Source organism: Nocardia colli (genome assembly GCF_008704205.1).
Lineage (GTDB): Bacteria > Actinomycetota > Actinomycetes > Mycobacteriales > Mycobacteriaceae > Nocardia > Nocardia colli.
This window is the reverse complement of the sequence record NZ_VXLC01000002.1, coordinates 18,205-33,133: the sequence shown is the minus strand read 5'-3', so window position 1 is coordinate 33,133 and position 14,929 is coordinate 18,205. Positions and strand designations below refer to the sequence as shown.

General features: G+C 69.6%; 12 protein-coding genes and 1 riboswitch. Of the genes, 6 read left to right on the top strand and 6 right to left on the bottom strand.

Annotated elements, in window-relative coordinates; genetic code table 11:
* Positions 1 to 11: 11 nt before the first annotated feature.
* From F3087_RS06820 to F3087_RS06800, 5 genes are all read right to left on the bottom strand, one after another.
* Entirely contained in the window at positions 12 to 656 is a 645-nt protein-coding gene (locus F3087_RS06820) for a response regulator (protein ID WP_150400996.1), read from the bottom strand.
* Positions 644 to 1,900, bottom strand: coding sequence for a sensor histidine kinase (locus F3087_RS06815; RefSeq protein WP_223884884.1), 1,257 nt, complete (start codon positions 1,898 to 1,900; stop codon positions 644 to 646). The genes F3087_RS06820 and F3087_RS06815 overlap by 13 nt, the downstream gene beginning before the upstream one ends.
* An 88-nt stretch (positions 1,901 to 1,988) precedes the next feature.
* Positions 1,989 to 3,797 (bottom strand): MDR family MFS transporter, encoded by a 1,809-nt coding sequence (locus F3087_RS06810; protein ID WP_150400995.1) that lies wholly within the window; start codon positions 3,795 to 3,797, stop codon positions 1,989 to 1,991.
* A gap of 73 nt (positions 3,798 to 3,870) precedes the next feature.
* Positions 3,871 to 4,374, bottom strand: a complete 504-nt coding sequence (locus F3087_RS06805) for a MarR family winged helix-turn-helix transcriptional regulator (RefSeq protein ID WP_191093820.1) — start codon at positions 4,372 to 4,374, stop codon at positions 3,871 to 3,873.
* 88 nt (positions 4,375 to 4,462) lie between these two features.
* On the bottom strand, positions 4,463 to 5,284 hold the full coding sequence (locus F3087_RS06800) for a crotonase/enoyl-CoA hydratase family protein (protein ID WP_150400994.1): 822 nt from the start codon (positions 5,282 to 5,284) through the stop codon (positions 4,463 to 4,465).
* Between the two features lie 236 nt (positions 5,285 to 5,520).
* On the opposite strand from F3087_RS06800, the gene F3087_RS06795 reads away from it, so the two are divergent.
* The 3 genes from F3087_RS06795 (at position 5,521) to F3087_RS06785 (ending at position 7,060) form a co-directional block, all read left to right on the top strand.
* The gene (locus F3087_RS06795) at positions 5,521 to 5,841 is read left to right on the top strand and encodes a 2-oxo-4-hydroxy-4-carboxy-5-ureidoimidazoline decarboxylase (protein ID WP_150400993.1); all 321 of its coding nucleotides are present in this window, start codon (positions 5,521 to 5,523) and stop codon (positions 5,839 to 5,841) included.
* 53 nt (positions 5,842 to 5,894) lie between these two features.
* Positions 5,895 to 6,371 carry a YbaK/EbsC family protein gene (locus F3087_RS06790; RefSeq protein ID WP_150400992.1) on the top strand — a complete coding sequence of 159 codons (477 nt, stop codon included), beginning with the start codon at positions 5,895 to 5,897 and terminating at the stop codon, positions 6,369 to 6,371.
* Between the two features lie 137 nt (positions 6,372 to 6,508).
* Positions 6,509 to 7,060 carry a flavin reductase family protein gene (locus F3087_RS06785; protein WP_150400991.1) on the top strand — a complete coding sequence of 184 codons (552 nt, stop codon included), beginning with the start codon at positions 6,509 to 6,511 and terminating at the stop codon, positions 7,058 to 7,060.
* Between the two features lie 37 nt (positions 7,061 to 7,097).
* On the opposite strand, the gene F3087_RS06780 is transcribed toward F3087_RS06785, so the two are convergent.
* Positions 7,098 to 8,417: an aminotransferase class V-fold PLP-dependent enzyme gene (locus F3087_RS06780; RefSeq protein WP_150400990.1), complete on the bottom strand. Its 1,320-nt coding sequence runs from the start codon at positions 8,415 to 8,417 to the stop codon at positions 7,098 to 7,100.
* A 46-nt stretch (positions 8,418 to 8,463) separates the two neighbouring features.
* A riboswitch (SAM riboswitch) is annotated at positions 8,464 to 8,577 on the bottom strand.
* 112 nt (positions 8,578 to 8,689) lie between these two features.
* Between F3087_RS06780 and F3087_RS06775 the strand changes: the two genes are divergently transcribed.
* From F3087_RS06775 to F3087_RS06765, 3 genes are all read left to right on the top strand, one after another.
* A complete protein-coding gene (locus F3087_RS06775) occupies positions 8,690 to 9,337 on the top strand; it encodes a LysE family translocator (RefSeq protein WP_150400989.1) in 648 nt (215 codons plus the stop codon).
* Positions 9,338 to 9,677: 340 nt separating this feature from the next.
* Positions 9,678 to 13,595, top strand: coding sequence for a Pls/PosA family non-ribosomal peptide synthetase (locus tag F3087_RS06770; RefSeq protein WP_150400988.1), 3,918 nt, complete (start codon positions 9,678 to 9,680; stop codon positions 13,593 to 13,595).
* A complete protein-coding gene (locus tag F3087_RS06765; protein ID WP_150400987.1) occupies positions 13,595 to 14,929 on the top strand; it encodes a M1 family metallopeptidase in 1,335 nt (444 codons plus the stop codon). The genes F3087_RS06770 and F3087_RS06765 overlap by 1 nt, the downstream gene beginning before the upstream one ends.

Genomic DNA, 14,929 nt, shown 5'->3' with positions numbered 1-14,929 from the left:
GGTTCAGGCCTTCACGCGTTCAGATAGGCGAGTACGGCCAGCACCCGGCGGTGCCCGACATCCTCGGTGGACAGTCCGAGCTTGGCGAAGATGCTCCGAATGTGTTTGTGCACAGCGCCTTCGCTGACCACCATCCGCTCGGCGATGGTCGCGTTGTTGTGCCCCTCCGCCATCAGGGCGAGCACCTCGCGTTCGCGCGCGGTCAATGCCGCCAGCGGATCGTCGGACTTGCGCCGCACCAGCAGCTGCGAGATCACCTCGGGGTCCATCGCGGTGCCGCCCGCGGCGACCCGGCGCAGCGAATCGAGGAAGCGATCGACCTTGCCGACCCGCTCCTTGAGCAGATAGCCCACCCCGCCCGCGCCGTCACCGAGCAGTTCGGCGGCGTAGCTGTCCTCCACCCAGGACGACAGCACCAGCACCGGCAGGCCGGGATGGATCTTGCGGGCGCGGACCGCCGCGCGCAAACCGTCGTCGGTGAACGTCGGCGGCAATCGGATGTCGACGACCACCGCGTCCGGCCGGTCCGCGGTCACCGCGGCGAGGAAATCGTCCGCGTTGTCCACCGCGGCGACCACCTCGATGCCCGCGGTGCTCAGCAAGAGCACGAGACCCTCCCGCAGGAGGGCGTCGTCCTCGGCGATCATGACCCGCACGGCAGCTCCACCCGCAACACAGTAGGGCCACCGGGCGGACTGGTCAGCACCATGCTGCCGTCGAGCGCCTCGGCCCGGCGCCGGATGCCGGCCAGGCCGCCGCCGTAGGTTTCCACGGCGCCGCCGACGCCGTCGTCGCGGATCTCGATCCGCAGCAGTTCCGGCGGGCCGCCGATGGTCAGCGAAAGGCCTTCGGCGCCGGAATGTTTGGTGGCATTGGTGAGCGCCTCGGTGATGACGAAATAGGCCGCGGCCTCGACCGCCGCTGGCCGCCTGCCGATCTCGCTCGAGTCGAGCACACACGGGATCGGACTGCGCGCGGCGATCGCCGAGATGGCGCTCACCAGGCCTCGATCCGAAAGCACCGGTGGATACACGTTGCGCACCACGTCACGCAGTTCGGCGAGCGCGGCCGTCGCGGTGTCCTGCGCCTTGCGCACCAGCCCCTGCGCCGCCTCGGGATCCTGGTCACGCAGCTGATCGGCCAGGCCGAGTTGCATGATCACCGCCGCGATCCTGGCCTGCGCGCCGTCGTGCAGGTCGCGCTCGATCCGGCGCAGCTCCGCGCCGTGCGCGTCCAGCGCGGCGGCCCTGGTGGCGGTCAGCGCGGCGACCCGGTCGGCGAGCACGGTGCCCTCGGCGGGTCCGAGCAGGGTCCGGGCCAGCAGCGCCTGCCAGCGCGCGACGAGCGGGATCTGCAAGGCCAGTAAGCCGACCAGGATCCCGATGAGGAAACTCAACGCCGCCCGCGGCCAGGAGTCGACCTCGAATCCATAACTGGTCAGCTCGCCCGGCGGAACACGCTGCCAAATCACCGGGGTGGCCAACTGAACGAGTGCGCTGATCGGCAGCGCGACAGCGAAGAGCCCGACATAGATTCCGGTCAGCGTATGCGCGACCAGCCAGGCGAAATCCCGGCGATTCGCCGGATCGGTGAACACCGCCGTCACCCGCTGCCGCAGCCCACCCGTCAGCGGCCGATAGGCCTCGATGATCGGCTCACCGAGTCGCTTTGCCGCCCTGCGGCGTTCGAACCCCACGAGCGGCCGGACCAACCGGACCGCCTCGGGCAGCGCGGGGATCCCCACGCCGATCAAGCAGAACGCGGCGACCAGCAGCAGGCCGATCACCGCGAACATGGCGAGCACCGACGTCGCGGCGCCGACCGCCAGGTACCCGATCGCACCAGGCAGGTGCCGTAATCGATCGCGCAACGCGCGCAGGGCCACCATCACCCTGGTCATGCTGTCAGAACGGCAGGCGGGTGCGCCCGCACGGTCGCCGCCGCGCCCGAGTCCCTCATCGACCCGGGCGCGGCGGGACCGGGTTCGGTCACGCCGAACCGGAACCGTCCGTCGATCTCCCCGCAGCGCCGTCGCGGTGGCCGCTGCCGTTCGGCGGGCTCACCGCCTCGCCGCCGCCGAGCAGCAGCCCAGCCTGATCCACCACCCGCGCCTCGGCGTCGAGTACCGAATTCGACTCGTCGGCGGCCGCGTCCTTGGCCGCCTGGATGCCGCTGACCATGCGCAGCGGCACCTCCCGCCAGAACAGCACCAGGATCAGCGCGAGCAACGCGATCCCGGTCGCGGACAGGAACACCGTCGACATGGACTCGGCGAAGCCGACCTTGAACGGGCGGGCCAGATCCGGGCTCAGCTGCTGGATCACCGAGCTGTCCTTGAGCACCGAACCCGCGGCCGAAGTGTCCTGCGCGAGCAGGCCTTTCGCCAGCGCGGCATCGGCGGGGTTGCTGCTCTGCGCACCCTCGACCACCGCGTGCTGGAACTGCGGATCGGCTGCCGCACTGCGCATCTCGTCGGAGATGTTCGGGGTCAGCTGGGCGAACAGGATGGACAGGAACACCGCGACACCGAGCGTGCCGCCGATCTGCCGGAAGAACGTCGCGGCCGCGGTGGACACGCCCATGTCCTTGGGCGGCAACGCGTTCTGCAACGCCAGGGTGAGCGGCTGCATCAGATTGCCGAGCCCGAAACCGGTGCACGCCATGAAGATCATCGCGAGCCACAGCGGGGTGTCGGCGGTCAGGAAGTGCAGCAGGAACAGGCCCAGCGTCAGCATGCTCGCGCCGATGATGGTGAAGCTGCGGTAGCGGCCGGTCCGCGAGATCAGCTGGCCGGACACGACCGAACCGGTCATCAGGCCGAGCACCATGGGCAGCATCTGCAGACCCGCCATTGTCGGGCTGGCCCCGCGCACCACCTGCAGGTACTGCGGCAGCAGCGAGATGCCGCCGAACATGCCCGCGCCGACCACGAACGAGATCACCACGCCGAGCGCGAAGGTCTTGTTCTTGAAGATCCGCAGCGGGATCAGCGCGGCGTCGCGCAGCGCCTTCTCGACGAACACGAAGCCGATCACCCCGAGCACGCCGATCACGTAGCAGGCGATGGAACGCCCACTGGCCCAACCCCATTCGCGCCCCTGCTCGGCCACGATGAGCAGCGGGACCAGGCCGACCGCGAGGACGAACACGCCCCACCAGTCCACCCGGTCGGTGGAATGCGGCCGCTTCGGCAGCTTGAGCACCCGGTACACCACCGCGAGCGCGATCAGGCCGATCGGCACGTTCACCAGGAACACCCAGCGCCAGCCGCTGACCCCGAGGATGGTGTCCTGCCCGGCCAGCACGCCGCCCAGGACCGGGCCGATCACGCTGGAGGTGCCGAACACGGCCAGGAAGTAACCCTGGTACTTGGCCCGCTCGCGCGGCCCGACGATGTCGCCGAGGATGGTCAGCGCCAGCGACATCAGGCCGCCGGCGCCGATGCCCTGCACGGCGCGGAACGCCGCGAGCTGATACATCGACTGGGCCATCGTGCACAGCAGCGAGCCGACGATGAAGATCGCGATGGCCAGCATGAAGAACTGCTTGCGGCCGAACATGTCGGACAACTTGCCGTACAGCGGCGTCGCCAGCGTCGCGGTGATCAGGTAGGCGGTGGTCGCCCACGCCTGCAACGAGTAGCCGTCCAGGTCGTCGGCGATGGTGCGGATCGCGGTGGACACGATCGTCTGGTCCAGCGCTGCGAGCAGCATCCCGAGCATCAGCCCGCTCAGGATCACCAGAATCTGACGGTGGGTGAACGCGGGTGGCGCCTCCACCTTCTCAGCGGTAGTCACGACTGCGCCTCGCTAACGCTCGGCTCCGTCGTGCCTACGGCGGCTGTGTCTTCGGTTCGCTCGCGTAGCTCGCTCACGTGTTCTCCGTCCCAGTAAAGGTCTGATCCCAATTGCGGCGCATCGCGGCGATCATCTCGGGTCTGGTGCGCTCGAAGTCGTCGACGAACTGCCGGAGCAGTTCGGCGAACTCGGCCCGGGATTGCGGCGCCCATTCGGCCATCACCCGGGACAGGTTCTCGTTGCGCCGCCTGCGGACTTCTTCGGCGACCGTCCGGCCACGTTCCGTCACGACCAGCACCGTGGCCCGGCCGTCCGCCGGGTCGGCCTGCCGCTCGACCAATTCCTTGGCGACCAGCTGTGCCACCTGGCGGCTCACCGTCGACGCGTCCGAATGCAACGCACCGGCCAGTGCGCCCGAGCGCATCGGGCCGTCACAGCACAGCCGGAGCAGCGTGCCGTATGCCGCGGGATCGAGACCGTCCTTGGTCCACGTGCCGATCTGGGCCGCGGTGCGGTCACGGATTCGCTGCAATCGGGAAAGCTGCATCGCGATCGTGTCGACCGTTTGCTCGTCCAAACCCAAACCTTTGCTTGCATCAATCAATTAGTTGCGCGATGCAAGTATGCGGACGAGCCTCCTACTGGGGCAAGTGATATACCGAGCTTTACCTGCCCTTGAACTCCGGTGCCCGCTTCTCGAACACCGCTTTGAGCGCCTCGGCGAGGTCTTCCGACGGCAGGAACGCGGAGTTCCACGCGGACACGTAGCGCAGCCCCGCGGCCACCTCGTCCTTGTTCCGCTGATCCAGCACGTCCTTCACACCCTGTACCACCAGCGGCGGATTGACGGCGATCTCGCGTGCCGTGGCGTGTGCCGCGTCCAGTACCGCTTCCTGGTCCTCGAACACGTCGCTGACCAGGCCGATCTTCTCCGCCCGCGCCGCGTCGATGTCCTTGCCGGTGTAGGCGAGTTCGCGCAGCTGGCCCTCGCCGATGATGCCGGGCAGCCGCTGCAACGAGCCGATGTCGGCGACGATGGCGACCCGCGCCTCGCGCAGGCTGAACTTCGCGTCCGCGCTCGCGTAGCGGATGTCCACGGCGGCGATCAGGTCCAGCCCGCCGCCGATGCACCAGCCGGAGATCGCCGCGATCACCGGCTTGCGGCAGTCCGCCACCGCGGTCACCGCGGCCTGCATCTTGCGCAGCTCCACCAGGAACTCGGTGCGCGGCGCGGCCTGCGCCCGGTCGGCCATCAGCGGGCCGAACGTGCCGGCCATGGCCGGCAGATCCAGGCCGTAGGAGAAATGCTTGCCCGAACCGGTGAGCACGATCGCGCGCACCTCGGCGTCGGTGTCGAGCTCCTGGAAGATCTCCGGCAGCTCCCGCCAGAAATCCGGGCCCATCGCATTGCCCTTGCCGGGACCGGTCAACGTCACCTGCGCGACGTGGTCCTTCGTTTCTACGGTGAACGCCTGCCAATCAGTCATTCTTACAGCGTATCGAGGATGCTGGACGCCGATACTCCGCATCCCGGAAATAGGCCTGGACCAGGTGCGTCCGCTTCGTGCAGACCCGGCCGGCCCGTTCGGGTTCGCGTCGCGACGCACAATCGCGCCCCATGTAAACGCTGCGCAAAATCGGTGCGGCGCACTAGGTCCCAGCTCGTCCGCGAGCGGATCATGGAGACCGTCAGCAAACCTCGTTCATAGATTCGGAGGCGATCATGCTGATGTATCAAGGAATCGGCCTCGACCGGTTCAACGAAATCTCCCGGGCCCGTGCGATTCACGCGCTCTTCGCCTGCTGCGCCAATGTCACCTGGGCCGCCGTGCTCGCCGACGCCCGGCCGTATTCGGATCGGGACGCGCTGCTGGCCACGGCCGATGTCGAGTTGCTCGCGCTGTCCCAGGGCGATCTGGATCGGGCGCTCGAAGCGGTTGTGCACGAACAGGTCTCGGGCGGCAGCGTGACCGAGCTGGCGCAGATCACGCGGACGCGCATCGCGCAGATGCTCGGGCCGAGTGAGGGTTACCCGGAATACTGACGCATTCGCCGAGTAGCCCGGCGCACCATCCGCAATCGCTCTACTCTGGTGGCATGCGCAGGTCGACATTGCCACCGATCGCCTGCCGAGTCGCGGACACCCTCATCGCCCGAGGCCATCACGGTGTCATCGTGACCCAGCCGGCACCAACCCCCACCGTCGCGGATGCCGCCCGAACCCTCGGTGTCGAAGTGGGCGCCATCACCAGCTCCGTGGTGTTCCTGCTGGACGAGGACCCGGTGCTGCTGCTGGTCTCCGGCGCCCACGAGGTAGACCTGGAGTCCACCGGCAAACGCCTCGAAGGCACCCTCACCCACGCCCCCGCCGACATGATCCGCGAGGTCACCGGCCAACCGCTCGGCGGCGTAGCCCCGGTCGGCCACCCCACCAACCTCCCCACCTGGGTGGACACCGCCCTGTCCAACCATCGCGAGGTATGGGCCGCGGGCGGGCACCCGAACACCGTCTTCCGCACGTCATTTCACGAGCTGGTCCGGATCACGGCAGGTCTCCCGATAGACGTCGACTGATCTCGCAAGAACATGGGTAACTCCCCGGGCACGGGCTAACTCGACACCAATATCTCCGCCGGTCGCCGACGCCGCTGTCGATGCACCTAGATCTGGCCTGAATACGCGGAGAGGCGGCGGAGCGTAGTTTTGGACTGGTGACCGAAGCAGAACGGCCCGCCACGGATTTCCAGATCCCCGATGATCTGAGCGGGATCACCGCCGAGCAATTCCGCGCGTCCATGCGCCACTACCCGGCCGGCGTCACCGTCGTCACACTGAACTCCCCGAACGGCCCGATCGGTTTCACCGCGACCTCGTTCGCGTCCCTGTCGCTGGCCCCGCCGCTGGTCTCGTTCAACATCGCGCACACCTCATCCAGCCTCACCGCCCTGCTGGACGCCGACTCCGTCGTCATCCACTTCCTCGGCGAACACCAGCACGACCTGGCCCAGCGCTTCGCCCGCACCGCCGCCGACCGCTTCACCGACCGCTCCCTCTGGACCACCCTCGACACCGGCGAGCCCGTCCTGCACGGCACCCCCATCTGGCTCCGCGCCACCATTCACCAACTGATCCCCTTGGGCGACCACACCCTCGTCGTCGGCCTGGTAACCCGAGTCCACGACAACACCAACGATTCCCCCGCCGCCGCCCCTCTCCTCTACTACAACGGCCGCTACCACCGCCCCACCAAACTCGGCGACTGAACAGCACTTTCGACGGCGGGCGACCGCGGCCGGGTGTCTAGCCGATGAGGCAGGGGGCGGCGCCGGTGGGGGCTTCGGAGGTGAAGGGGCGGGTTTCGGGGGTGGGGTTCCAGAGGCCTTGGGTGGTGGCGTAGTTCCAGGACGGGCCGGTGTGGACGAGGGTGGCGATGGCTTGGACGAGGCGGTCTACGTCGGCGGGGGTGGTGCCGAGGCCGATGCTGGCGCGGAGGGCGCCGTCGAGGTCGAGGCGGGCGAGCAGGGGGTGGGCGCAGAAGCGGCCGTCGCGGACGCCGATGCCGTGCTCGGCGGAGAGGTAGGCGGCGACGTGGCCGGGGACGAATCCGTCCAGGGTGAAGGCGACGATGCCGACGGTGTCGGGGGCGTCGGACCAGATGCGCAGCAGGTTGACGCCGGGGATGGCGGCGAGACCGGCGCGGAGTCGATCGGCGAGCTGATGTTCGGTGGCGGCGAGGGTTTCCGCATCGATCGCACAGAGCGCGTCACAGGCGGCGGCGAGCGCGGCGGCGCCGAGCACGTTGGGCGAACCGCCCTCGTGCCGCTGCGGCGCGGGCGCCCACTCGGCCCCGGCGGTAGTCACCTCACGGACCGCGCCGCCGCCGGCCAGGTACGGCTCCGCGCGGTCGAGCCAGTCGCGACGGCCGACCAGCACGCCGGCGCCGAACGGCGCGTACAGCTTGTGTCCGGAGAACGCGAGGTAGTCGATACCGGTGTCGCGCAGGCTGATTCGCCGGTGCGGCGCGAGCTGAGCCGCGTCGACCAGGATGCGGGCGCCGCACTGGTGCGCGATGGTGGCCAGGCGCTCGAGCGGCAGCACCTCGCCGGTGACATTGGACGCGCCGGTCACCGCGAGCAGCGCGGCGGGCTTGCTGCACAGCTCGGCGACCAGCCGCCCGATGGTCTCCTCGACCGTCGCCGCGGCCTGCACGACGCGGCGGCCGTGCCTGGTCCAGGGCAGGAAGTTGGCGTGATGCTCGATGTCGAGCACCACGGTGTCGCCGGGCACGCAGGACGCGAGCAGGTTCAGCGAGTCGGTGGTGTTGCGGGTGAACACGACGACCTGGTCGTCGGCCGCGTCGAGGAAGCGCGTCACCGAACCGCGGGCGGCCTCGTAGCACTCGGTGGAGATCCGCGAGGCGTAGCCGGCGCCGCGGTGGACGCTCGCGTAGAACGGCAGCAGCTGCTGAATCCGGTCGGTGACCTGGGCCAGGGCCGGCGCGCTCGCGGCGTAGTCGAAGTTGGCGTAGGCGGTGGTCCCCCCCTGGACCAGCGGCACCTGGAGGTCGTCACCGGAAACCCGGGCGAGGGGGGCACAGTCCTGGGTCACAACAGCAGTCATCACGAATTCCCGTCGGCTCTGGGACCCGGGATCAAGAGATTCGTCGAGTCCGCGCTTGCCGCACCCGGTCGGGCGTCGGCCTGGTCGTCACCCGGAGCACCCCACCGCGGAGGAGGGTTGCCGACCAGCAAGCCGGGGCTGAACGCTGGTACTCATGACCTGAACCGAGATTGGCAGACGGTCCCCCGCGCTGTCAACCATGACTTCGTCGCGTGTGTCGGCGGTCGATAAAGCCGTTGCCAATTCGCCCGGCATGGGTTCACATTCGTGGGGTGTCACTTTCGCTGCTGATCAGCTTCATCGGCCTGTGCGTCCTGCTGGCGCTGACGCCGGGGCCGGATTCGTTCCTCGTGCTGCGGTTCTCGCTGGTGGACGCGCGACCGGGGATCGCCGCCGCGATCGGGTCGGCGCTGGGCGGGATCCTGTGGGCGGTGGTGGTCGCCGCGGGTGTCGCCGCGCTGCTGGAGCAGTCCGCCACCGCGTACCGCATGCTGAAGCTGATCGGCGGAATCTACTTGGTGTACTTGGGTATTCGCGCGCTGCTCGATCAGCGGCGGCAGCGCCGGGCGGCCCGGGAATCCGGCGCCGCCGAGGACCTGCCGGCCGCCGCGCGCGGCACCCGCACCTCGGTTCGCTCGGCGTTCACCGCGGGCGTCGTCTCGTGCATGTTCAACCCGAAGGTCGGCCTGTTCTACCTCGCCGTGCTGCCCCAGTTCCTGACCGAGGTCACCTTCGCCAACACGCTCGCGCTCGGCGCGGTCGAATCGTCGATCGCCGCGGTAGCGATGGTGCTCCTGGCCCTGGCGGCCTCCCGCGCGGTCGCGCTGCTGCGCCGCCCGAAGCTCCGGGATCGGCTCGAACAGATCAGCGCCGCCATCCTGGCCACCCTCGGCCTCGGCACCGCCGCCTCCGCGGCCTGAGCCGATCCGCCCCGAAACGCCCTGAGCTGCAAGATCACCAAGCTCATGTGGGGAATCACACCGCGCTGACCGGACCGGCGCAGCGACCGCCCGGCGAACCCGCCGCGCGGCCCGTCCACCAGGCATTGCTTCGGCGTGCCCGGCAGAAATCGCCACGACCTGCAACAACCCGGCCTGCCGTCGAGCCGTAGGCAACCGCGCCGGTGAACAACAAACGTCGACAACCCCGAGTACCGTGGACAACTGGTCACCACAGTGTTTGCCAACTGGTAACCCAGCTATGACACAAACAACATCAGGGAAGTGCGAGGCAGGTCGAATGGGAGGTGGGCAGGGCGTCATGCTCCAACCACAGGTTGATGCGACGGTTGATCCCCTGCTCCGGACCGCGCACACGCCACCGGCCCGGACCCTCGTCGACATCCTGACCGCGACCGCGCTGACCCACCCCGACGCCCCCGCCATCGACGACGGCCAGGTGGTGCTCAGCTACCTCGAACTCGTCGTCGAGATCGAGAAGACCATGGCCCGGCTCGCCAACGCGGGCGTGCGGCCGGGCGACCGGGTCGGCGTGCGGATGCCGTCCGGCTCGCGGGAGCTCTACCTGACCATCCTCGCCGTCCTGTACGCGGGCGCGGCGTATGTGCCGGTCGACGCCGACGACCCGGACGAACGAGCCCAGCTGGTCTTCGGCGAGGCGCAGGTCACCGCGATCGTCACCGGCGCGGGCATCGAGACGACACCGGCGGGCATCCGGGCCACCGCGGACAACCCGGCCGACGCGAGCAAGAGTACGCTGCCGACCCCCGCCGACGACGCCTGGATCATCTTCACCTCCGGCTCCACCGGAACGCCGAAAGGTGTTGCGGTGACTCATCGCAACGCCGCCGCGTTCGTGGACGCCGAGGCCAATCTGTTCCTGCCGAACGCCCCGATCGGCCCGGGCGACCGGGTGCTGGCCGGGCTCTCGGTCGCCTTCGACGCCTCCTGCGAGGAGATGTGGCTGGCCTGGCGCAACGGCGCCTGCCTGGTCCCCGCCCCGCGTGACCTGGTGCGCACCGGCGCCGACCTCGGCCCCTGGCTGGTCCGCCGGGAGATCAGCATCGTGTCCACCGTGCCGACGCTGGCCGCGACCTGGCCCGCCGAGGCGCTGGACGCGGTCCGGCTGCTGATCTTCGGCGGTGAGGCGGTGCCGCCGGAACTCGCGGAACGCCTTGCCGGAAACGGGGATACGGATCGCGAGGTCTGGAATACCTACGGCCCCACCGAGGCAACGGTCGTCGCCTGCGCCGCGCTGCTGGACGGCTCCTGGCCGATCCGGATCGGCCTGCCGCTCGACGGCTGGGACCTGGTGGTGATCGACGCGGCCGGAAACCCGGTGGGCGAGGGCGAATCCGGCGAACTGGTGATCGGCGGCGTCGGCCTGGCCCGCTACCTCGATCCGGCGAAGGACGCGGAGAAGTACGCGCCGCTGCCCTCGGTCGGCTGGGAGCGCGCCTATCGCAGCGGCGATCTGGTCCGCAACGACAGCGCCGGCCTGGTGTTCCTCGGCCGCGCCGACGACCAGATCAAGCTCGGCGGCCGCCGCATCGAACTCGGCGAGATCGACAACGCGCTGCAACACCTGCCCGGCGTCACCGGCGCGGCCGCCGCGATCCGAACGACCAAGGCGGGCAACAAGATCCTGGTCGGCTACCTCACCGGACCGGGCCCCGACTTCGATACCAAGGCGGCCAGAGCCCAACTCGCCGAACAACTTCCGTCCCCGCTGGTCCCCCGGCTCGCGATCGTCGACGAACTGCCCACCCGCACCTCGGGCAAGGTCGACCGCAACGCGCTGCCGTGGCCGCTGCCGAACAGCACCGAGGACGACAACGACAACGATCTCACCGGCACCGCGCAATGGGTTGCGCAGCTGTGGGATTCGGTGCTTGGCGGCGAGGTCACCGATCTCGACGCCGACTTCTTCGACCTGGGCGGCGGCTCGCTCTCGGCGGCCCAGATGGTCACCGCGCTGCGTGCGCGTTATCCGCAGATCACCGTCGCCGACCTCTACGACCATCCCCGCCTCGGCGCGCTGGTGGAACTGCTGGAGCAGAGCACACCGGCCGTCGCCGTCGAGGAACGCGTCGTACAACCGACGCCGCGACGCGCACAGTGGACGCAGGTCCTCGCCACCATCCCGCTCACCACGCTCACCGGCCTGCAATGGCTCACCTGGCTGGCGATCGTCGGCAATGTCGCGGGCTGGTCCGGCTCGCTGCCGTGGCTGCCGCACCTGTCCTGGTGGTGGACCCTGGCGGCGTTCCTGCTCTTCATCTCCCCGCCCGGCCGGATGGCGATCTGCGTGGCCGGTGCCCGGGTGCTGCTGCGCGGGGTCGAACCCGGCCGGTATCCGCGCGGCGGCGCGGTGCACCTGCGGCTGTGGGCCGCGGTGCGCCTGTCCGAGGCCAGCGGTGCCGAAAACCTTTCCGGCGCACCGTGGATGGTGCCGTTCGCCCGGGCGCTCGGCGCGAAGATCGGCAAGGGCGTCGACCTGCACACGCTGCCGCCGGTGACCGGCATGCTCGAACTGGGCGACGGGTGCAGCGTGGAACCCGAGGTGGACCTGTCCGGTTACTGGATCGACGGCGACGTCGTGCACATCGGCCCGGTCACCGTCGGACCGGGCGCGGTGGTCGGCTCCCGCTCGATCCTGTTGCCCGGCACCAGGATCGGCAAGAACGCCGAGGTCGCCCCCGGCTCCGCGGTCGCAGGCAAGGTCAAGGCCGAGCAGGAGTGGGCGGGCTCGCCCGCCGCGAAAATCGGTAAGGCACAGCACCGCTGGCCCGGGCACACGCCCGACCGGGCGGCGCACTGGGTGGCGATCTTCGGCGTCACCTCGATGGCGCTGGCCGCGGTGCCCATCCTCGGGCTCGGCGCGGGCGGGCTGTTCATCGCCTGGTTCATCCGCGATACCCGCACGCTCGCGGGCGGTTTGGGCCGCGCGTTCGCGATCCTGCCGGTCGCGACGCTGCTCAGTCTCGCGGTCTACGCGGCGATCACCATCATCCTGGTGCGGCTGCTCAGCTTCCGGTTGCGCGAGGGTTATCACCCCGTGCGCAGCCGGACGGGATGGCAGGTCTGGTCCACCGAGCGCCTGCTCGATTCCGCGCGCACCTTCCTGTTCCCGCTGTACGCGAGCCTGCTGACGCCGATCTGGCTGCGCCTGCTCGGCGCGAAGATCGGCCAGGGCGTCGAGGCGTCGACCGTGCTGCTGCTGCCCAAGTTCACCACCGTGGCCGACGGCGCGTTCCTGGCCGACGACACCATGATCGCCAGCTACGAACTCGGCGGCGGCTGGCTGCGCATCGGCGAGGCGAAGGTCGGCAAGCGCGCGTTCCTCGGCAACTCGGGCATGACCGCGCCCGGTCGCCGGGTGCCGAAAAACGGTCTGGTCGCGGTCCTTTCGGCCGCGCCGTCCAAGTCCAAGGCGGGCTCGTCCTGGCTGGGCAGCCCGCCGGTCCGATTGCGCCGCGCGCCGGAAAGCTCGGACACCGCACGCACTTTCGATCCGCCGCCGAAGCTGCGGATCGCCCGCGCCGTCGTCGAGACCTGCCGCCTGTTCCCGGTGCTGGTCACCTTCGCCATCGGGCTGGGTGTGCTGTTCACCCTCGCCTGGCTCGCGCAGAGCCTCGGTCACCTGCCCGCCGCGCTGCTCAGCGGTGTGGTGCTGCTGGCCGCCGGCGCGATCGCGGGCGCGAGCTCGGTGGCCGCGAAGTGGCTGCTGGTCGGCCGGATCGGCGCCGAGGAACATCCGCTGTGGAGCTCGTTCGTCTGGCGCAACGAGGTCTCCGACACCTTCGTGGAAACCGTTGCCGCGCCGTGGTTCGCGCGCGCCGCGACGGGTACTCCGGTGCTGAACCTGTGGCTTCGCGGACTCGGTGCCAAGATCGGCCGCGGGGTATGGTGCGAGTCCTATTGGCTACCGGAGGCGGACCTGGTGACACTCGGTGACGGCGCGACCGTGGAACGCGGCTGCGTCGTGCAGACCCATCTGTTCCACGACCGCATCATGTCCATGGACACGGTCACCCTCGGGGCCGGCGCCACCCTCGGCCCGCACTGCGTCGCCCTGCCCGCCTCGACCATCGGCGAGGGCGCGACCATCGGCCCCGCCTCGCTGGTGATGCGCGGCGACACCGTTCCCCCGTCCACTCGCTGGTGGGGCAACCCGATCGCGCCTTGGTTCGGAGGCGACCCGGGAGCGGCCCGCTGATGCCGGGGAAGTTCTACGAAGCGCCGATCGACGAATACCTGCCGCAGAACGGAAATCGGGGCTACCGGGTATCGCGGTACGAGCTCGACCTCACCTACAAGGTCACCGGCAACCGGCTGGCCGGTCGCGCCGAGATCACCGCGGTGACCACCGCCGTGCAGCCGCGCTTCGCGCTCGATCTGTCCCAGGCGCTCACCGTGGCCAAGGTGTTCGTCAACGGCGCCAAGGCCGCGAAATACACCCACCAGCGCGGCAAATTGGTGATCACCCCACAGCAGCGGATTCCGGCGGGCGGCGTGCTCTCGCTGGTCGTGCAGTACGGCGGCATCCCGCGCCCGGTGCGCGGACCGTGGGGCGCGGTCGGCTGGGAGGAACTCACCGAGGGCGCGCTGGTGGCCAGCCAGCCGAACGGCGCGGCGTCCTGGTTCCCGTGCGACGACCATCCGAGTTCCAAAGCCAGCTACCGGATTTCGATCACCACCGACAGTCCGTACTACGCGCTGGCCAACGGCACACTGCTGCGCAAGCAGGTCAAGGCCAGCCAGACCACCTGGGTGTACGAACAGGCCGAACCGATGGCGACCTATCTGGCGACCATCCAGATCGGGCCGTATCAGAAGCACCGCATCGTGTCCCCGGCCAACTCGGTGCCCATGCACGCCGTGGCCCCGGTCCGGTTGCGCGCCAACTTCGAACACGACTTCGCCCGGCAGCCGCAGATGATGGAGGTCTTCAGCGAGCGGTTCGGGCCGTACCCGTTCGAGGGCTACACCGTGGTCGTCACCGACGACGAGCTGGAGATCCCGATCGAGGCGCAGGGCATCTCCATCTTCGGCGCCAACCACTGCGACGGCAGGCGCGGCGCCGAACGACTGGTCGCGCACGAGCTGGCACACCAGTGGTTCGGCAACAGCCTGACCATCCGGCAGTGGCGCGACATCTGGCTACACGAGGGCTTCGCCTGTTACGCCGAGTGGATCTGGTCCGAGGAGGCGGGCGGGCCGACGGCCGATCAGCTGGCCCGCGCGGCCCGGCACAATCTGTCCAGGCAGCCGCAGGACATCGCGGTCGGCGACCCGGGCCCGCAGCACATGTTCGACGATCGGGTGTACAAGCGCGGTGCGCTCACGTTGCACGCGTTGCGCCTGGAGCTGGGCGATCTGGGTTTCTACGATCTGTTGCGGGAGTGGACGATTCGCTACCGGCACGGCTCGGTGAGTACCGAGGAGTTCACCGATCTGGCCGGGCATTACAGCCGGATTCCGTTGCGGCCGCTGTGGGACAGCTGGCTGGTCGGCAAGCCGCTGCCGCAACTCCCGCCGTCCGCGGCGTAG